At 63.5% G+C, this 18,497-nt stretch carries 23 protein-coding genes; 8 read left to right on the plus strand and 15 right to left on the minus strand.

Annotated features, from left to right (window positions below; translation table 11 throughout):
* The first annotated feature begins 14 nt into the window (after positions 1-14).
* The 3 genes from LNV06_RS12975 (at position 15) to LNV06_RS12985 (ending at position 3,013) form a co-directional block, all read left to right on the plus strand.
* Positions 15-1,436: a hypothetical protein gene (locus LNV06_RS12975; RefSeq protein ID WP_263538711.1), complete on the plus strand. Its 1,422-nt coding sequence runs from the start codon at positions 15-17 to the stop codon at positions 1,434-1,436.
* 111 nt (positions 1,437-1,547) lie between these two features.
* Positions 1,548-2,105, plus strand: coding sequence for a c-type cytochrome (locus LNV06_RS12980; protein ID WP_263538712.1), 558 nt, complete (start codon positions 1,548-1,550; stop codon positions 2,103-2,105).
* Between the two features lie 233 nt (positions 2,106-2,338).
* Positions 2,339-3,013, plus strand: coding sequence for a substrate-binding periplasmic protein (locus LNV06_RS12985; RefSeq protein WP_263538713.1), 675 nt, complete (start codon positions 2,339-2,341; stop codon positions 3,011-3,013).
* A gap of 33 nt (positions 3,014-3,046) precedes the next feature.
* On the opposite strand, the gene LNV06_RS12990 is transcribed toward LNV06_RS12985, so the two are convergent.
* The 11 genes from LNV06_RS12990 to LNV06_RS13040 form a co-directional block, all read right to left on the minus strand.
* Entirely contained in the window at positions 3,047-3,811 is a 765-nt protein-coding gene (locus LNV06_RS12990; RefSeq protein WP_263538714.1) for a hypothetical protein, read from the minus strand.
* Complete coding sequence (locus LNV06_RS12995; RefSeq protein WP_263538715.1) at positions 3,808-4,794, minus strand: ATP-binding cassette domain-containing protein; 987 nt, start codon at positions 4,792-4,794, stop codon at positions 3,808-3,810. The genes LNV06_RS12990 and LNV06_RS12995 overlap by 4 nt, the downstream gene beginning before the upstream one ends.
* A 97-nt stretch (positions 4,795-4,891) precedes the next feature.
* Positions 4,892-5,461, minus strand: a complete 570-nt coding sequence (locus tag LNV06_RS13000; protein WP_263538716.1) for a DUF2946 family protein — start codon at positions 5,459-5,461, stop codon at positions 4,892-4,894.
* Between the two features lie 25 nt (positions 5,462-5,486).
* A complete protein-coding gene (locus LNV06_RS13005; protein WP_263538717.1) occupies positions 5,487-6,482 on the minus strand; it encodes a YheT family hydrolase in 996 nt (331 codons plus the stop codon).
* A gap of 39 nt (positions 6,483-6,521) precedes the next feature.
* The gene (locus tag LNV06_RS13010) at positions 6,522-6,971 is read right to left on the minus strand and encodes a YybH family protein (RefSeq protein ID WP_263538718.1); all 450 of its coding nucleotides are present in this window, start codon (positions 6,969-6,971) and stop codon (positions 6,522-6,524) included.
* Between the two features lies 1 nt (position 6,972).
* On the minus strand, positions 6,973-7,179 hold the full coding sequence (locus tag LNV06_RS13015) for a zinc-finger domain-containing protein (RefSeq protein WP_263538719.1): 207 nt from the start codon (positions 7,177-7,179) through the stop codon (positions 6,973-6,975).
* Positions 7,180-7,219: 40 nt separating this feature from the next.
* Positions 7,220-8,143 carry a branched-chain amino acid transaminase gene (locus LNV06_RS13020; RefSeq protein ID WP_263538720.1) on the minus strand — a complete coding sequence of 308 codons (924 nt, stop codon included), beginning with the start codon at positions 8,141-8,143 and terminating at the stop codon, positions 7,220-7,222.
* 104 nt (positions 8,144-8,247) lie between these two features.
* Positions 8,248-8,691, minus strand: coding sequence for a hypothetical protein (locus tag LNV06_RS13025; RefSeq protein ID WP_263538721.1), 444 nt, complete (start codon positions 8,689-8,691; stop codon positions 8,248-8,250).
* Between the two features lie 11 nt (positions 8,692-8,702).
* The gene (locus LNV06_RS13030) at positions 8,703-9,104 is read right to left on the minus strand and encodes an antibiotic biosynthesis monooxygenase family protein (protein ID WP_263538722.1); all 402 of its coding nucleotides are present in this window, start codon (positions 9,102-9,104) and stop codon (positions 8,703-8,705) included.
* Positions 9,104-10,471, minus strand: a complete 1,368-nt coding sequence (radA, locus tag LNV06_RS13035) for a DNA repair protein RadA (protein WP_263538723.1) — start codon at positions 10,469-10,471, stop codon at positions 9,104-9,106. Before radA ends, LNV06_RS13030 begins: the two co-directional genes overlap by 1 nt.
* A gap of 12 nt (positions 10,472-10,483) precedes the next feature.
* Positions 10,484-11,320, minus strand: coding sequence for a hypothetical protein (locus LNV06_RS13040; protein ID WP_263538724.1), 837 nt, complete (start codon positions 11,318-11,320; stop codon positions 10,484-10,486).
* 156 nt (positions 11,321-11,476) lie between these two features.
* On the opposite strand from LNV06_RS13040, the gene LNV06_RS13045 reads away from it, so the two are divergent.
* From LNV06_RS13045 to LNV06_RS13055, 3 genes are all read left to right on the plus strand, one after another.
* Positions 11,477-12,106 carry a LysE family transporter gene (locus tag LNV06_RS13045; protein ID WP_263538725.1) on the plus strand — a complete coding sequence of 210 codons (630 nt, stop codon included), beginning with the start codon at positions 11,477-11,479 and terminating at the stop codon, positions 12,104-12,106.
* Between the two features lie 36 nt (positions 12,107-12,142).
* On the plus strand, positions 12,143-12,538 hold the full coding sequence (locus LNV06_RS13050) for an MAPEG family protein (protein WP_263538726.1): 396 nt from the start codon (positions 12,143-12,145) through the stop codon (positions 12,536-12,538).
* Between the two features lie 71 nt (positions 12,539-12,609).
* Entirely contained in the window at positions 12,610-13,491 is an 882-nt protein-coding gene (locus LNV06_RS13055) for a DMT family transporter (RefSeq protein ID WP_263538727.1), read from the plus strand.
* A 5-nt stretch (positions 13,492-13,496) separates the two neighbouring features.
* On the opposite strand, the gene LNV06_RS13060 is transcribed toward LNV06_RS13055, so the two are convergent.
* From LNV06_RS13060 to LNV06_RS13070, 3 genes are all read right to left on the minus strand, one after another.
* Positions 13,497-15,710, minus strand: a complete 2,214-nt coding sequence (locus LNV06_RS13060) for an ATP-binding protein (protein ID WP_263538728.1) — start codon at positions 15,708-15,710, stop codon at positions 13,497-13,499.
* Positions 15,711-15,810: 100 nt separating this feature from the next.
* A complete protein-coding gene (locus tag LNV06_RS13065; protein WP_263538729.1) occupies positions 15,811-16,227 on the minus strand; it encodes a PspC domain-containing protein in 417 nt (138 codons plus the stop codon).
* A gap of 160 nt (positions 16,228-16,387) precedes the next feature.
* Entirely contained in the window at positions 16,388-17,287 is a 900-nt protein-coding gene (locus LNV06_RS13070) for a LysR family transcriptional regulator (RefSeq protein WP_263538730.1), read from the minus strand.
* Between the two features lie 98 nt (positions 17,288-17,385).
* Here LNV06_RS13070 and LNV06_RS13075 point away from each other — a divergent pair, with 98 nt between their 5' ends.
* A complete protein-coding gene (locus LNV06_RS13075) occupies positions 17,386-17,643 on the plus strand; it encodes a DUF2798 domain-containing protein (protein WP_263538731.1) in 258 nt (85 codons plus the stop codon).
* On the plus strand, positions 17,640-18,086 hold the full coding sequence (locus tag LNV06_RS13080) for a carboxymuconolactone decarboxylase family protein (RefSeq protein WP_263538732.1): 447 nt from the start codon (positions 17,640-17,642) through the stop codon (positions 18,084-18,086). The genes LNV06_RS13075 and LNV06_RS13080 overlap by 4 nt, the downstream gene beginning before the upstream one ends.
* 6 nt (positions 18,087-18,092) lie before the next feature.
* Here the strand turns inward: LNV06_RS13080 and arfB are convergent, their stop codons facing one another.
* Positions 18,093-18,497, minus strand: a complete 405-nt coding sequence (arfB, locus tag LNV06_RS13085) for an alternative ribosome rescue aminoacyl-tRNA hydrolase ArfB (RefSeq protein WP_263538733.1) — start codon at positions 18,495-18,497, stop codon at positions 18,093-18,095.

Below are 18,497 nucleotides of genomic sequence, written 5' to 3' on the forward strand. Positions count from 1 at the left end.
CGCAAAGGGAGCGTATGCGCACTGCATCTGTTCAGCGGGGACGACTCCGGCCGCAGGCTGGGTCGCTGGTTTTTGCTTGGGCCATGACCTTGTTGGTGGCCGGCTGCGCAACGCCGGATACACCGCCGCCCGCGGCAGTGGCTCAAGCGAATCAGACGGCCGAAGCGCCGCCGCAGGGGCAGGTGTGCCCGGCGGAATTGCCGCCCGATGCCCGTTGCCTGTCAGGTCAAGACTCGGCGGGTGCCTATTACTGGATTGCCATGCCCAAGGCCTGGAGCGGCGTCTTGGTGCTGCATGCCCACGGCGGGCCGGAGTTGGGGGCGCCCAAGCCTGAGCGCAGCGCGGAGGATTTGAAGCGCTGGGCCATCATGGTCAAGGCCGGGCATGCTTGGGCGGGTTCCACTTTTCGACAGGGTGGCGTGGCGGTGCGAGCTGCCGCAGAAGATACCGAACGGCTGCGGCGCCTCTTTGTGCAGCATGTAGCCCGGCCGCAGGTGACCGTGTTGCACGGCCAGTCTTGGGGGGCCAGCGTGGCGGCCAAGGCGGCCGAGATGTACGCCGCACCGGGGGCGACCCAGCCGGCCTATGACGCGGTGCTGCTCAGCAATGGGGTCTTGGGCGGTGGTACGCGCTCCTACGATTTCAGGCTTGATTTGCGCGTGGTCTACCAAGCGCTGTGTGCCAATCATCCCAAGATGGATGAGCCGCAATACCCGCTTTGGATGGGGCTGCCGCCGGACGCCAAACTGAGTCGTGCGGATCTGGCCGAACGGGCCGAGGCCTGCTTGGGCCTGCGCCAATCGGCCGAGCGCCGCACACCCGAACAAACCCAGCGTTTGAAGACCCTGGTCGATGTGATTCGTATCCCCGAATCCTCGGTCTTGGGGCATCTGAATTGGGCGACTTGGCATTTCCAAGATGTGGTGCAAAAGCGTACGCAGGGGCTCAACCCCTGGGGCAACGTCGGCGCGCAGTACCGGGGCTCGATGGATGATCGCGCGCTCAATGCCGCCGTGGCTCGCTATGCGGCCGACCCGCAGGCGGTGCAGCACTTTGGCCGAGACAGCGATCCCAATGGCCAAATCGGCGTGCCGGTATTGACGGTTCATGGGGTCCACGACCCGATTGCTTTTGTCGAGTTGGAAACACAATTCCGCCACACCATGGTGCAAGCCGGACAGGGGCAACGCTTGGTGCAGGTGTTCAGCGACGACAAGGAGCACAGCTACTTGAGTGACCCGGTCTACCCGGCTTTGCTGGAGTCATTGTTGGCCTGGGCGAAAGCCGGGGGGGAAGCGCTGAACAAGCCCACGCCGGCCTTGGTGGCTGAGCGATGCAATCGCTGGGAAGCGCAATTTGGCCCAGGATGTCGGGTTCTCCCCGACTACCGACCGGCAGAACTTGACGCTCGGGTGGTAAAGCGCCAACGCCCCTGAGCTCAGCGAGCCTTTGGCCTAGATATAATCTGCCGGTTTTGCGCCCTGCGTTTGTGCGGGGCACAGCCCATCTGTCTGCCATCTCCCTGACGACACGCCAACGAGGATTTCATGAGCGCAAACCACGACCAAGCCCAAGCGCACGATCACGCACATGACGAGGCTCATGAGGGCCCGATCAAGACGCCTAAGCAACTGGCCTGGGCTGTGTTCTTTGCCCTGGTGGTGCCGGTCGTCGTCATCATCATGTTGGCCAACTATGTGACCAGCAATGTCAAGCCTTCGGCCGGTACTGAGGCCTTGGAGGCCATGGCCGTGGCAGCGCGCATCCAGCCGGTGGGCTCGATCGAACTGAAAGACCTGAACAACGCTGCCGCACTGAAGACCGGCGAGCAAGTGTTCCAAGCGCAGTGCTCGGCTTGCCACGCAACCGGCGCTGCCGGTGCTCCTAAGGTTGGCGACCAAGCAGCCTGGGGCCCGCGCGTGAAGACCGGCTTTGAAGCGCTGCTGAACTCGGCCTTGAAGGGCAAGGGCGCCATGGGCGCACAAGGCGGCGGCGATTTCAGCGATTTCGAAATCTCCCGCGCTGTGGTGTACATGGCCAACCAAGGCGGTGCCAAGTTTGACGAGCCCAAGGCTCCGGCAGCTGCCGCCTCTGCCGCCAACTGATCCGGCCTCGCCGTCAGAAAAACCGACCCCAGTGGGTCGGTTTTTTTTCGTCTGAAGCCCGGCGATTGGGACGTTATGCTTGCCTCATGTGGAGTTTGATGCACAGAGTGGTCAGCCGGTGGTGGTGCAAATCGCTATGCGCCGCGCTCTGCTTTTTCAGCCTCGACCTCGCCCATGCGCAGGCCAGCACGGCTGAATCCACTCAGCCGCCCAGCCGGCATTGGCGTGTTTGTTTGGCGCCGGTTCCCATTCCGCCCTATTTGACGCTGGACGAAAAGCAACCCGGTGTGGCCGAGCGTTTGCTGCTGGACGCCGCCAAACAAGTGGGTTTGACCATGGCCTTCGAGGTGTACCCGGCCAAGCGCTGTCGGCTGCGACTGGCTCAGGGACAGTCCGATGCCCTGCCGCTGGCCGCAACGGAAAGCAATTTGCCTGACTTCCAGTTCCCGATGCGAGGGGAGGCGGTCGATACCAGTCGTCGGATTGCCAGCGCTCAGCTGGTTTGGGTCAAGCGCAAGGACTCGATGTTCGACTGGGATGGTCATCGCGTGCAGGGCTTGGACCCCAGTGCCTTGCTGGTCGGAACGCGAGCCAGTGTGCGCATTGCCACCGATACCTTGAAACCCTTGGGGCTGCGCGTCGATGACTCTGCGTTCGATGTGGCGCAACTGCTTCGCAAGCTGCTGGCCCAGCGCATCGATGTGGCAGTGATGCTGCGCGAAGAAGCCCAGGCTCAATTGCCCGACCCTGGGCGCCAGGCCTTGCAGATTGTGCCCATCCCCTTGCTGAACAGCGACTTCTATCTGGGCATTCGTTCCGGTCTGCCGGCCGAGCGGCAGGCCCAGGCCGAAGCCTGGTGGGACGCCATCGGCAAGTTGCGCGACAAGCCAGAGTATCGGCCGCGTTAGCGCAAGACTGCGGGTCGGGGCCGACCGTTGCCCTCAGAAATGCCCTAGCACCCCGAGTTGGCGGGCGCGGCCTGAGGCCCATTGGAATACGGTGGCGCCCAGCAGCAGATAGATCAGGCTGTTCAAGCCAACGAGGGCCCAGCTGAGCAGTTCGGGCTGGACGCCGGCCGCCATGGCCCGCGCCGCAGCGGCGCTCAGTGCATAGGGCAGCGCTGCCCAGCCGTTGATGGGGTAGGCCGGCAAGGCCACCAAGCCCATCACCACCGGGTAGCTGGCCACCATCAGCAATTCGCCGCGCTTGACCATCAACATGGCGCCGGCCAGTGCAAAGCTGACGCCGACCAAGGCGGGTGCACCCGCCAAGGCCATGGCCAAGACGCCGACGCTGAAATGAACCCGGCCCTCGGTGAGCCCAACAATCAAGGCCAGAGTCAGCGCCGTCAGCAACAAGCTGCTCATCAGCGACAGGCCGCAGCGCAGCGCCAAGAGGCTGCGCAAAGGTAGCGGCGCCAGGCTCAGCTGTTCCAGCGTGCGTTGCTCGGTTTCTTGCTGAATGTCTTTGCAGATGCCATGCGTGGCCGAACTGGCAAACAGCCAAACTGCGAAGCCGACGATCAGCCCGTCCGCACCGCCTTGATCCAAGCTTTGGCCGCTGGCCTTCAGCACGGCCAGCAAGAGCCCGCCGAACAAGGACAACATAAAGCCCAGGCCGAGCAGGGTCTCGACCCAATAGCGACGTGCCAGCCAAACGCTGCGCCGCATTTCGTTGACGAGGTGGGCGATCCAGGGCGTGCTCATGGCTGCACCTCGTCCAAGCGCTGCGGCAGTGATTCCAGCAGGCGCAAATAGTGTTCGCGCAAATCAATCGGGCGCAGATCGATGGCTTTGCAGGCCGGTAACTCGGCGCGCCAAGCGTCCAGCAGGGCGCAGGCTTCGGCATGGTCCCGCAATGGCAGCTGGCCAATGCCTTCGGCATCGGTTTGCCATTGGCGTCCGCTCAGCCAAGCGGGTAGGGCGGGCAGGCCGGCGCTGCCGGCTTGCAGCCGCAGCTGGTAATGGTGTTCTTGCTGGACAAAACGTTGGCGCGGCCCATCGAAGACTTTTTGCCCCTGGCGGATGCAGACGATGCGGCCGCACAGCCGTTCGATGAAGTGCAGATCGTGCGAGCTTAGCAAGAAGCTCATGCCTTGCGCCGTACCGTGCCGCAGCAAGGCCTGCAGGCGCTCCACGCCCTCCAGATCGAGCCCGAGCGTCGGTTCATCCAGCAGCGCCAGCGTGGGTTTGTGGATCAAGGCGCCCAGCAGCGCCGCGCGCAGCTTGTTGCCGGTGGAGAGCTGACGCAGCGGCGCATGAACATCCGGCAGGTCCAACAAGTCGGCCAAGGTCTTGAAGTGCACCGGGTCGAAGCGAGCTTCGCGCAAGCCGCAGAAGTAACGTGCATTTTCCAGGGTGCTCAGACGCTCATAGGCCGCGCCGCGCCCTTCCAGCAAGGCGCCGATTTCGCGCAAGTGGCGGCCAGGCTCGCCCGCTGCCATCCAGGGGCCTTGGCGCCAGGCCATCTGCCCGCTATCGGCCTTGCACAAGCCGGTCAAGAGCTTGATCAGCGTGGTCTTGCCTGAGCCATTGGGGCCGAGCAGACCGACCATCTCGCCGGGCTGCAGTTGCAGCGAAAAATCCTGCAGAGCTGCGACTTGATGCTCGCCTCGGCGATAGGTCTTGCTGGCTTGCTGCAGTTGCAGCAGCACCTCGCTGGCTGTGGAGTTGGGGTGTTCACTGCTCATGCGCCCATGCTAGAGACGCATGTCGATTGACGGTAGAGGCGTGGGATGAACTGCCGCCGCTTGTGTTGAATGGCTGCCCGCGGCGTTGAGCGGTGGCTCAGGCTTGTTGAACTGCCGTGGCGGCCTTGGGCTGTAGCTGAAAGCCATAGCGCACCTGTAGCGCCGCCCAAGTGCTGGTCTGCGGCGACCACAGACCGGCTTCCACGGCTTCGGCGGCCAAGCCCATGTCCATGCTGTGCACCAGGCCCAACACCAGCTGCCCCTGCCATTCGCAGGCCAGGAACAGCCGGTCGGCTTCGTCCAGCCAAACGCTTTCTACCCGTGCGGCGCCGCCGTTATGGCTGAACACCAAAGGCGCCCAAGCGGCGCCCCGAGGATCGGCGTTCAAGCGCCAGATGTGTGGTGCGGCTTCCAGCTGCACATAAACCCGCTGCGGGCCGTTTTGAAAAAACCAGCAGCCCGCCTCATCCACCGCGTAATTGCGCTCAATGAACTGGCGCAGCTTCTCATGCGTGATGCGGCTGCCCTTGACTTGCGGGAAGGGGCCGGCCGCTTGGATGCGATCGTCGCGCATATACCAATCGCCTCGGGCATCCAAGGCCAGCCAGCCGTAGCAGTGCGGCACATTCGGCCATTTCTTCAAGGCCGCTTCGACGATTGCATCCATGCGCGCAGTGTAGGGGGGTGACGCTTCAGAGCGAGCGTGCCAGCCAGTCGCAAACCTGCTCCGGCATGCCAAAGACATGGCCGGGCGGGCGCCCTTGGGCAAAGCCGACATGGCCGCCTTGCGCGGGTTGCCACAGGGTGACGTAGGCGCTGGCGTCTTGGGGTCGCGGCAGGCAGTCGGCCGGCACAAAGGGATCGTTGCGGGCATTCAGCACCAGGGCTGGCATGCGGATGCGCTTCAGGTGCGGCTTGGCCGAGGCGCGGCTCCAGTAGTCTTCGGTATTGCGAAAACCATGCAGCGGCGCGGTGAAGAGATTGTCGAACTCGTAGAGATCGCGGGCCGCGCGCAGGCGCTCGCCGTCGAAGAGGCCGGGGTGTTGTTCCAGTTTCTTCAGCGCCTTGGGCACCATGGTCTTGAGGAACATGCGGGTGTAAAGCAAGCGGTTGACGCCGCTGCCGATGGCGTGGCCCGCCGCCGCCAGGTCCACCGGCGAGCAGATCGAGCAGATGGCGCGGGCGGTGGCCGAGGCGCTTTGCCCATGCTCTTGCGCCCAACGCAGCAGCGCATTGCCGCCCAGCGAGACGCCGGCTGCCAGCAGCGGGCCGCTGTGCAATGCTTTGAAGCGCGCCAGCATCCAGCCCACTTCTTCAAAGTCGCCTGAGTGATAGGCGCGCGGCGCCAGATTCAGCTCGCCCGAGCAGCCGCGGAAATGCGGCAGCGCAAAGGCCCAACCGCGCGAGCGTGCCACCGTGGCAAAGGCTTGGGAGGAATGGCTTTCGGAGCTGCCCTCCAGGCCGTGAAAGAGCACCAGCAAGGGCCGCTCGACCTCGCCCTGGTCGGGGTAGTCCAGCCAATCGACGTCGACAAAATCGCCATCCGGCGTGTCCCAGCGCTCACGCCGGAAGCTCAGCGCAGGCCCGCCGTTATGGCGAGAGAACAGCGCGGGCCAGATGGTTTGCGCATGGCCGCCGGGCAACCAACGGGGGGCTTGGTACTGCATCACTCGGGCGGATCGCTGCATGCGGGGAGGGCGCGAGGCGCCATCAGCGCCCCGAAAGAATCAATGCAAAGTGGCCGGCTCTTCCACCACTTCTTGGATGTCGTGGGCGGTGCCGGGACTGGCATGGTGCACCACCATGCGCCAGCCAAAGGCGGTTTTCAGATACACATTGGTGGCAATCACCCAAGCGCTTTGCTGGCCGTCCGCGCCTTCGACGATGACGCGCTCCAGCACCTGATGGATGGCGGTTTCGCCGGTGTGAATGCGCCGCACCCGCTCAGGCGTGACCGCGATGGCGCCTTGCGCAAACACCACTTCAAAGGCGGCGCGAATCGCACCCATGCCCACCACGCGAGGCCCACCGGGGTGGACGCAGGAGATCTCCTCGTCCTCGGCCCAGATGGCCATCAGCCGACTCAGATCGGCCTGCTGCAGCGCTTCGTAAAACTGCGCTTCCGTGTCCTCGGGGGAGGACAACAGAGCGGCGGCTTGGGCTTTGCTGCGCTGCATTTCAGTGGTGGCTGTGTAGCACTTCACCAGCCTTGAGCTGATAGACGGTGCCGCAGTAGGGGCACTTGCCGCCGCCTTCGTGGGTGACGTCGATGAAGACCTTGGGGTGGCTGCTCCACAAGCTCATCTTGGGGTTGGGGCAGGCCACCACGCCAGGGCCTTGCACGTCGGCGGCAGTGACTTCAACAACAGATTGGGTATTGCTCATTGGGGGCTTTCGATACAGACAGGGCGGGAGCTGACGCGGTTTAAACCAGGGTCAGCCAGTGCGCATACTTGGGGTTGCGGCCATTGACGATGTCAAAGAACGCAGTTTGGATTTTCTCGGTGATGGGGCCGCGCGAACCCGAGCCCAGCTCGATGCGGTCCAGCTCGCGGATGGGGGTCACTTCGGCGGCGGTGCCGGTGAAGAAGGCTTCGTCGCAGATATAGACCTCATCGCGGGTGATGCGTTTTTCCACCAGCTTGAGCCCTAGGTCTTCGCAGATGTGGAAGATGGTGTTGCGGGTGATGCCGTTCAAGGCACCGGCCGACAGATCGGGGGTGTAGACCACGCCGTTCTTGATGACGAAGAGGTTCTCGCCCGCGCCTTCGGAGACAAAGCCCGAGGCATCCAGCAGCATGGCTTCGTCGTAGCCGTCGTCCGTGGCTTCCATGTTCGCCAGGATGGAGTTGGTGTAGTTGCTCACCGTCTTGGCCTGCGTCATCGTGATGTTGACGTGGTGGCGGGTGTAGCTGCTGGTCTTGACGCGGATGCCGCGCTTCATGCCCTCTTCGCCGAGGTAAGCCCCCCAGGCCCAGGCCGCCACCATCAGGTGGATCTTGTTGCCCTTGGGGCTGACGCCCAGCTTTTCGGAGCCGATCCAGGTCAGCGGGCGCAGGTAGCAGCTTTCCAGCTGGTTGGCGCGCACCACTTCTTTTTGCGCCTCGGCGATCTGCTCATGCGTGAAGGGGATCTTCATGCGCAGGATCTTGGCGCTGTTGAGCAAACGCTCGGTGTGCTCTTTCAGGCGGAAGATGGCCGGGCCTTTGTCGGTCTTGTAGGCGCGCACGCCTTCGAAGGCACCGCAGCCGTAATGCAGGGTGTGGCTCAGCACATGGATCTTGGCGTCGCGCCATTCCACCAGTTCGCCGTCCATCCAAATCTTGCCGTCGCGGTCGTCCAAAGACATAAGGCTCTCCTTGCCCAAATAAAAGCTTGCTGAGCGCTCTTGGCCGCGGCCAGCATTGAATGGGTGCCAATTCTAGCGGCCAGGCCCTGCGGGGCCGGGCTTTCTCAGAGCTCCACAGCCGTTGCGGGTCGCGTCGCCGCCTGGGTGTCAATCTCGGTGTCGGCGTTGCTGAAAGACTCGGGGCGCACCATGCTCCAGCTCTGCACCTTGCCGCCGGCCATCACCACTTCGACCTGAATGCCGCCGGGGTCGATCCAGCCATAGGTTTCTGGCGCATCGCTGAGCTTGCGGCCGAGGCTGCGCGTCATCGGCAGCAGCTCGATCAGCTTCATGCCCGCTTGCAGCTTGGCATTGAGCATGACCGCGCTTTCGATATGCCCGACCGGTGCTTCCGAAGCGATGCGCATGATGCGCATCAGCTTGGCGAACTGCAGCAGCAGCCAAAAGACCACCACCGTCAGCGCCAGGATCACGCCCTTCCAGCCATACAGCAGGCCGCCCGAAATCAGCGCGGCTAGGGCCAACGCACTACCAATCCAAGTATTCATGGGGGCGAATGCTAACTGGCCTGCGCGGCAGGGTTCAGCATCGGGTCGGCGCTGCCGTCCAGATGGTCCCAGCCGTAGTTGCGCTCCACCTTGGCGATGCGCAGCGCGTAATGCAAATACCAATCGGCGCGGCCCTGGTCGCGAGCCGTCTGGTGTTGCCCTTCGCGGCGCCAGGCGGCGATGTCTTGCAGGCTGCGCCAGTAAGAGACGGTGATGCCCAGACCCTCGGCGCCGCGCGTGCTTTCTACGCCGAGGTAACCTGGCTGCTGGGCGGCCAGGGCCACCATGCGATCGGCGGTTTCGGCATAGCCCAGCGCCACCGAGTTGCGCTGGCTGGTGAAGATCACCGCGTAATACGGGGTCTCGAACAAGGGCGCGAGGCCGGGGTGTGTGGCGGTGTTGTGGCTGCTCATCAAAGTCCTCGCGCCATTTCCATGGCTTCCTCAATCCGCTCGACCGCATGCACGGTCAAGCCCTCAATCGGCTTCTTGGGCGCATTGGCCTTGGGCACGATGGCGACGGAAAAACCCAGCTTCGCCGCTTCCTTCAGCCGCTCCTGCCCGCGCGGCGCCGGCCGAATCTCGCCGGCCAGGCCGATCTCGCCAAAGGCGATGAAGCCTTTGGGCAAAGCCCGCCCGCGCAGCGAGCCTTGAATCGCCAGCAGCACCGCCAAGTCGGCCGCTGGCTCGCTGATGCGCACCCCGCCAACGGCGTTGATGAAAACATCCTGGTCCATGGTGGCCACGCCCGCGTGGCGATGCAGCACCGCCAGCAACATGGCCAGACGGTCCCGGTCCAAACCTACCGAGAGCCGGCGCGGGCTCGGCCCACCGCTGTCCACCAAAGCCTGTAGTTCCACCAGCATGGGCCTCGTGCCTTCCAAGGTCACCAGCACGCAGCTGCCCGGCACCGGCTCGCCATGGGTGCTCAAAAAGATGGCGCTGGGGTTGGCCACGCCTTTGAGACCTTTTTCGGTCATGGCGAAAACGCCGATTTCATTCACTGCACCAAAGCGGTTTTTGATGGCTCGCACTAGGCGGAAGCTGCTGTGCGTGTCGCCCTCGAAGTACAGCACCGTGTCGACGATGTGCTCCAGCACGCGCGGGCCGGCAATCGCGCCCTCCTTGGTCACATGGCCGACCAGCACGATGGCGCAGCCGCTGGCCTTGGCGGTGCGGGTCAGCTGAGCCGCGCATTCGCGCACCTGGGCGACGGAGCCGGGGGCCGAGTTCAGGTGTTCGGAGTAGAGCGTCTGGATCGAGTCGATGACGCAAAAGGCCGGCTTCTCGGCCTCCAGCGTGGCGAGGATTTTTTCCAGGCTGATCTCGGCCAGCACCCGCACCTTGTTGCCGGCTAGGCCGAGGCGGCGCGAGCGCATGGCGATTTGCGCGCCCGATTCTTCGCCAGTCACATACAGCACTGGCAGTTTGTGTGAGAGGTCTTCAATCGCCTGCAGCAGCAGGGTGGACTTGCCGATGCCGGGGTCGCCTCCGATCAGCACCACGCCGCCGGCGACGATGCCGCCGCCCAGCACCCGGTCCAGCTCTTCTTGGCCAGTGGGGGTGCGCTCAAAGTCGGTGGCCTCAATCTCGCTCAGCGTGGCGACTGGCTGGCTCTTGGCCAGGGCTTGGTAGCGGTTGTTCTTGCCGCCGGCGCCGGGCGCTTCGGCCATGCCTTCCACCAAGGTGTTCCAGGCGCCGCAGCTGGGGCATTTGCCCAGCCATTTGGGGCTGATGCCGCCGCAGTCGGAGCAGGTGTAGATCGATTTTTCTTTGGCCATGGGGCGATTGTCTTAGGCTTTGCCCATCAGCAGGTGCAGGGCCTGAGGCAAGGAGTCGGCGGCCGGCAGCCAGTGGTCGATGGCCAAGCCCAGCGCCACGCCCAGCAGCACCGTGATCAGGGCGCCGCGCCAGGTGTGGCTCAGCACGCGGCCCAGCCAACCGGCTCGCTCGGCTCGATAGGCCAAACCACCTGCCGTGGAAGCCAGCGCCACCTCGACGGCGACCGCCATCAAGACTTCCACGCCAAAGAGCATGAAGACCACGGTGCCCAGCAGTGCAGCCAAAAGCCCAATGATGGCGAGCACGGCGATCAGCGGCACCGCCACCACGGCGCCCTCGTCGGCGTCGCCCACCGCACCCAAGGCCTTGCCGCTCAGGCTCAGTGTTTCTTTGCCCAAGTCGGCGGCGACCTCGCTGAAATCGCCGCTGGCGCCGGCGCCGCCAAAGTCACCTCCGCTGCCGCTGCTGAAGCCGCCGCCCGTGTGAGCACCACTGGTATTGATGCCGCCGGTATTGAAGCTGTTGATGTCGGGGACCAGGTCCAGACCATCGCCGTCCCACTTTCGTTTGCCAAGCAGAAAGTCGGCCCAGAGCCGCAGCAGGCCCAAATACAGCAGATAGCTGAGCGGCAAGGCGGCGGCATAGCGCCAGGCCAGCGACTCGATACCTGCCCAGCGCAGCAGGGCGCCGAAGAGCAAGAGCCCGGCGAGGCTGAGGCTGGCGATGACGAATACATGGGCCCGAAGTGCGTGTTGCTCGCGCAGCTCTTGACGCAATTGCTGAGTCCATTGCCGTTCGCGGCGCAAGCGGGGGGCGCGGGACTGAGGGGCTTTGGGGCTTGAATTCATGCGGCAGCGATAGAGCAAAGCGACGGGATCGTCAGGGTCAGGGCCCACTGTAAAGCCGCTCAAGCCCTTGCCTCTGCAGCCTTGGCCGATAGCAGCGAGAATCAGGGCGAGCTTTGGCCGCTTTGGACGGGGCCTGAGAAACAAGGAGTCGTCGCAATGGAATTCTCAACCTGGCTGGCCTTTTTCGCCGCTTCCTGGGCCATCAGCCTCTCGCCTGGCGCGGGCGCGATTGCGGCCATGAGCTCCGGCCTGAACCATGGTTTCCGCCTCGGCTACTTCACGACTTTTGGCCTGATCCTGGGCATCTTGACCCAGATCGTCTTGGTGGGTGCCGGCTTGGGCGCCTTGATCGCCACCTCTAGCCTGGGTTTTGCCATCGTCAAATGGCTGGGCGTGGCCTATCTCGTTTATTTGGGCGTTCAGCAGTGGCGGGCCCCGGCCACGCCGATGGTGGCCGCGGATGACGAGCCGCGGGTGGTGACGCGCCGCCAACTGGTTTTGCGCGGCTGGATGATCAATGCCGTCAACCCCAAGGGCACGGTCTTCCTCTTGGCCGTGGTGCCGCAGTTCCTGAACCTCAAGGCTGATCTGACCCAGCAGTATTTGGTGATCGCCGCCACGTTGGGCTTTACCGATCTGGTGGTGATGGCGGGCTACACCGTGCTGGCCGCGCGGGTGCTGTCGGCGCTGCGCTCCAGCCATCACATCAAGATGATGAATCGCACCTTTGGCGCTCTCTTTGTCGCGGCCGGCGCTTTGTTGGCGACCTTCAAACGCAGCGTTTGACTCGCCTTGCGTTGACCCGTTCAAGGACCGTTCCTGATGCCCATCGTTCCGTTTTTTGCAGCCCTTTTGGCTCTGCTGTTTTTCGCCTTGGGCGTGCGTACCTTGCGCCTGCGGCATCGGTTGAAGATCGGCCTGGGCGATGCGGGCAATAGCGAGATGCTGCGTGCGGTGCGGGTGCACTCGAACTTTGCCGAATATGTGCCCATCACGCTCTTGCTCTTGTTCTTTGCTGAGAACCTGGGCGCGCCGGCTTGGGCGATGCTGGCTTTGTGCGCGCTCTTGTTGCTGGGGCGTTGCTCGCATGCTTACGGTGTCAGCCAGACGCGCGAGAACTACAACTTTCGCATCGCCGGCATGGCCATGACCTTCACCGCACTCTTGGCGGCTGCGGCCTATGTCTTTTGGGCCTATGGCCTGAGCCTGTTAGGCTGATTGCGGCCCGTCCTCGCTCCGTCCATCTCCTTCTTTTGACAAACGCCTGAGTCAGGCGTTTTCGCTTTTTTATGCCCACCATTTCTACCCGCTGGTTATTCTGGGGCCCCATCCTGATTTGGGCCAGCACCTGGCATGTGATCCTGTATCAACTCGACAGCGGCGTGCCGGTGCTCAACTCGGTGGCTTGGCGCTTTGCCATTGCGGCCGTGCTGCTGCTGGGCTTGGCGCGGTGGCGGCGTGAGTCGATGAAGATGCCAATCTCGGCGCATCTTTTGATGCTGGCCACCGGCATCGTGCAGTACAGCGGCAACTACTACTCGGTCTACGAGGCCGAGCGCCACATCCCCACCGGCTTGGTGGCGGTCTTGTTCTGCTTGATGGTGTTTGGCAATGCGCTGAGCGGCCGGGTGTTTTTTGGCCAAACGGTGACGCGACGTTTTCTGCTGGCCGCCAGTGGCGGGGTGCTGGGCGTGGTGATGATCTTCTGGCCCGAGATCGCTGAGACCGGCGCGCGGCCTACCGCGGCACTCGGCTTGGGCCTGGGCTTGCTGGCGGTCTTGGCGGCCTGCGTGGGCAATGTGCTGACCTTGACGCTGACCCGGCGCGGCCTGGCTTTGGTGCCCATCCTGGCCTGGAGCATGGGTTATGGCTCGGCCTTTTTGCTTTTGATGTCGCTGATCAGCGGCCAGGGACTGCACTTCGACTGGCACGCGCCCTATGTCTTGAGCTTGCTGTATCTGGCGGTCTTTGGCTCCGTGACGGCCTTTGTGCTGTATTTCAAACTGGCGCAGTTGCAGGGCCCGGCCCGCGCGGCGCTGACCGGGGTGGTGATTCCGGTCATTGCCTTGGTGATCTCGGCCACCTTGGAGGGCTGGGTGCCCAGCGTGTTGTCAGTGGCCGGTATGGGCTTGTGCTTGGGCAGCATTTATTGGGCGACGCGGCCCAACTGATTCCATCAAGCGCTGGCGTCCTTGGGCGCTGTGCGGGGCAGGGTCAGCGTGAAAGTGGTGCCCTCACCCAGTGTGCTGCGCAAGTCAATTTCGCCGCCCAGCACATTGCGCACCATGTTGTAGACCAGATGCAAGCCCAGGCCGCTACCGCCTTTGCCAAAGCGGGTGGTGAAGAAGGGTTTGAATACCTGATCCAGATGTTCAGGAGGGATGCCTTGGCCGTTGTCGCTGATGGTGATCACCACCTGCTCGGTCGTGGCCTCTTGCAAACGAATTTCGATGCGGCCCGCCTGCCGACCTTCAAAGCCGTGAATCGCGGCGTTCTGAACCAGATTGGTCAAAATCTGACCGAAGGGGCCGGGGTAGCTGTCCAGGCTGAGGTCTTCCGGCAGGTCGATCAGCACCTCATGTTGCTCGGCCTTCAGGGCAAAGTGCAGCAGGTGCACCACTTCTTCGGTGACCTGTTTGAGTCCAAAAGATCGGCGTTGCAGGCTGGATCGGTCCATCGCCACCTGTTTGAAGTCCTGCACCAAGACCGCGCTGCGTCGCACATTGCCCAGCGCCAAATCCAGCGACTTCTGGGCCAGATCCAAGGCTGAAGACAGGTCGCTGCGGCGAACCGTCGCGCATTCCAACATCACACGGGCTTGGCTCACGGCGCCGGTCGCCGTGTCCACGGCCATCAAGGCGTTGCCAATCGGCGTGTTCAACTCATGCGACACACCCGCCACCAGCGAGCCCAGACCCGCCAGCGTTTCGCGCTGCACCAATTCTTCTTGGGCTTGTTGCAGGGCCAAGCTGCGTTCGCGAACGCGGGCCTCGAGTGAGAGGTTGAGCAGCCGGACCTCTTCTTCGGCTTGCCGGCGCTCGGACACCTCTCCCTCCAAGGCCAGCAGCGCCGCCTGTTCTTGGCGACGGTGTGCAGCCAATTCAGCCGCCATGGTGTCAAACGCTTGATTCAAGCGGTGCAGGTCGCGCGAGGATTGCGGCGGCAGCGCTTCGGGCTCCTCACCGCGCAGCACCCGCGCGGCCAAGGCCTCGGTCGAAACCGTGACGGCATTCAAGGGCTGCTGCAGGCGCCGGCGGATTACGCCGCGCAAGAGCCACAAGGTCAAGAACAGCGTGCCGCCGCCCAGCGCCAACATGATGCCGACCAACTGCTCAAGCAAGGCGTCGACCGCCGATTGCGGCAATACCTGCACCGACCACCAATCCGGGCCGGCTATGGGGGCCCAGACCAGGCGATATCGGCCGTCTGGCGTGCGCGCGCTGTAGGTGCCTGAGTCGGCCTGGCTGATCAGCGCATACACGGAATTCAGCAGCGGGTCCTTCAGCTCTTTCAGGGACAACTGGCCCTGAGCCGCGGCAATGCGTTCGCGCAATTCGGGGTGCGCGATCAAATGGCCGTCGCGGCTGACGATCATGGAAACGCCGTCCAAGGGCACTTGGGTTTCGGCGATTTGCTTGAGCAAGCCGTCGATGGTGATGTCGTGCCCCAGGGTGCCCATCCAGCGGCCCCGCCAGTCCAAGGGTTGGATCACCGACACCATCCAGGCCTTGGCTTCGTCGTCGAAGTAGACCGGCGTCCAAAACACCTGACGCGACGGATTGGCTGCCGGATCTGAGCCGGTCATCGTTGGGTAGTTGAAGTTGTCCGTCGCCGGGGTCGCCCCCTTGCCCCAGTCAATGCCGGGTGAGAAAACCATCAGCCCTTTCTCGACAAAATCCGTGTAGGCCGAGAAATAGGGCGGCACCAGGGCCGGGCCTTGTTCAGCCAGCAATTGGTAACTCACCACGGCGCGCCGGCGCACGGAAGCGTCGGGGCCGGTCGCGCCATGTTGGAGGTAGAAGGTGGGGGCGCGTCGCGTGTCGATGTGTTCGGGCTTGACGCGCCACAGGCCATCGGCCTGGCGTTCAAACAAGTCTTTGAAACGCCGTTCGACCTCGGCATCGCTCGGCAATTCGATGCGATGCAGCCATTCTTGGGACAGTCGCTTGACGCTGTCTTGGGCCTGCAAAAAGCTGCGCCCTTGTTCAGCCGCCTGCAAAGCCACGCTGCGCTGCATGATGGGCGGCACTGTTTGGTCGGCCAGCCGCGCAATCAAGACGTAGGCAATCCCGGCCAATGACAAAAGCATCAAAACAACCAGAGCGCTCAACTGGGTGAGCAACTGGCGTGAGAGCGACTGTTTACGAAAGGCGCTGAGCCATGATTTCATGCAGCGGATTCGGTCAAGGTTGCCGGGGCTAAGGAGCGCATGCTCCCACTGAGCATGCTAACCCCGGAAACCTTGTGTCAAACCCGTGAGGTGGTCACGCTTAACGCTCGGTGTGGCTGCTGCCGTTCCACTCCAGCGCCGGCAACGGAGCCGGCCGCTCGGGCACCAAGGCCCAGAGCAAGAGATAGACCACCAGGCTGATCGCATGGCAGGGCAACATCAGCACAAAAATCAGGCGCCAGATCCAGGAGGCCAAGCCGCTGATCTGGCTCAGGCCGCCGCAGACACCGCCCAGCCAGCGGTCTTCGCGGCTGCGTTGCAAGCCATTGATGGCACCACCCAGGCCAGCCTGGGCGGGCTGTTGCGCCGTGCTGCCACTCTTGCTGGCCTTTGCGCGCTGAGCTTCAGCCTCGGCTTGCCCGAGCAAACGTGCCTTGGCGCGGCTGAATTCCTCGTCGGTGAGATGACCGCGCTGGTGCAAGTCGGACAGGCGTTCGAATTCGTTGCTGAGTGACATGAGAGGCTCCTTGCCGACAGGGGAAATGGATCTGTCTTGCGAGCAAGTCTGCCCAGCACCGGCGCACGCAACCAGCATGATGCGATGAACTGCAGCGGGCGCCGTATGGTCGGCAAAATCAAGGGTATTCCCGAGTGCTTTGGCTCGGGTGGCGAGAGGCTCAGTCCTGAGCATTCAAGAGTGGGTGAGCCGCAGTGCAGGCAATCAAATGGTCCAGCAAGGCTCGCACCCGCGCGGGCATGCTGCGGCTGTGCGGCCAGACAGCGCTGATGACGCGCAGCTCACCTGCCCATTCCGGCAAGGCCTCGACCAGGCGCCCGGCCTGCAACTCGGCCGCCACCTGGGTCAGCGGGCAGTAGATCAGGCCAATGCCGCTGCAAGCCATGTGGACGGCCAACTGGGTCTCGTTGACGCGAAAGTGCCCTGGCGGCACGAACTTCACCTCCGCGCCGCTGCTGCGATGGGTGAGGCGCCACTGGGTCACGGGTTCGTTGATGATGAAGGCGTGCTGGCCGAAGTCATCCGGGCTTTTGAGTGCCGGCTTTTGTGCCAAGTAGTTGGGTGCGGCGACCAAGACGTTTTGTACCGCCCCCAGCCGCCGCTGGCCGAAGGACGAGTCATTCAGTGTGCCGGCCCGAATCGCCAGATCGGCGGCGTTGCCGAGCAGGTCTTCGGTCAGATTGCTCAGTTGCAATTCAAGGTGGATCTCGGGGTGGCGCAGCAGAAACTGGCTCCACATCTCCCGCAGCGGTCCATTGGCCAGATTGATGGGTGCCAAGACCCGGACCGTGCCGCGCAGCTGATTCAGATTGGCGTCCAGCGATTGGGTGGTTTGCTGCAAGGCCTGCAGCAGAGGTCGGCATTGTTCGTAGTACTGCAGTCCCTCGGGCGTGGGTAGCAGGCGGCGGGCGCTGCGGTGCAGCAGCCGGCAACCCAGCGAGGCCTCGAGCGCCTGCAGGCGGCGCGTCACTTTGGCCGCAGGCAGACCGGCGCCGAGGGCCGCGGCGCGCAAGCTGCCGGCCTCAACAATCGCCACGAACAGGGCCAGATCGTCCAGCATGTGAGTTAAATTTGAAATTTAAGATTTGGATTTTGAGTGTAGTTTCTATTTCAGACATTGATTAGCCTAGAGCCCTGTTTGAGATTCAGGAGTATTCGATGTCTGCCGCCACCCGCTCTCGCTTGGTTTTCGCCTTGCTGATGTCTTTGGAAATGTCTTTGCTGATGACCGGCTGGGTCACTTGGGTGAATCTGGGCTTTGGCGAGCAGTTCCTGGCCCGTTGGGTGCATGCTTTTGTGCTGGCTTGGCCGGCCGCTTGTGTGATCGTGCTGGCCACCGCCCCCAGCGTGCAGCGCCTCAGTCAGCGCCTGTTGGCCGCATGGTCTTCGGCCGCAAGGCAGGAGCCACGGCCATGAGTGCAAATGTGCAAACCCGCTTGCGCCTGCCATATGCCGAGCTTTCGAGCGCGGCCCTGCAAGGCCTGCGCGAGGCCAAAAAGGCGCTGGCTCAGAGCGCCGTCGGGCTGAGTCTGATCGAGTTGCTGTACCTGCGGGTTTCGCAAATCAATGGCTGCGCCTTTTGCCTTGAAATGCACAGCAAAGCCTTGCGAGCGCGGGGTGAAAGCCAGGAACGCCTGGATGCACTGGCGGGTTGGAAGGCCAGTGCACGGTTCAGCGCGGCTGAAAGGGCAGCGCTGCGCTGGGCCGAATCTTTGACCGATATCGCCACCGCGCAGGCCAGCGATGCGGACTTCGAATCCATGCAGGCGCACTTTGATGCACAGGCCATCTCCGATCTGACTCTGGCCGTGGCCACGATGAATGCGCTCAACCGGGTGGCGATTGCCATGCGGCACTGAGTTTGATCAGAACACCGTCTTGGCGCGCCCGGCCTTGATGCCGCTGCGCAGGCTCTTGCCTTCGAGGCGGCGCTGCTGGGAGCCCCAGCTTGGCTTGGTCGCCCGGCGAGCCTTGGGCGTGTGGGCCACGCTTTGCACCAAGTCGACCAGGCGCGCGACCGCGTCGGCGCGGTTTTGCTCTTGGCTGCGTGACTCTTGCGCCTTGATGACGATCACGCCGTCTAGGGTGAGGCGTTGATCGGACAGAGCGAGCAGGCGCTCTTTGATGACCGGCGGCAGTGTCGAGCGGCGGATGTCAAAGCGCAGATGCACCGCGCTGGAGACCTTGTTGACGTTTTGGCCGCCCGGGCCGCTGGCGCGGATGAAGCTGAAGTCCAACTCCCAGTCGGCCGGGGCCCAGTGCAGGTTCAC

Source organism: Paucibacter sp. Y2R2-4, assembly GCF_025717535.1.
Lineage (GTDB): Bacteria > Pseudomonadota > Gammaproteobacteria > Burkholderiales > Burkholderiaceae_C > Paucibacter_A.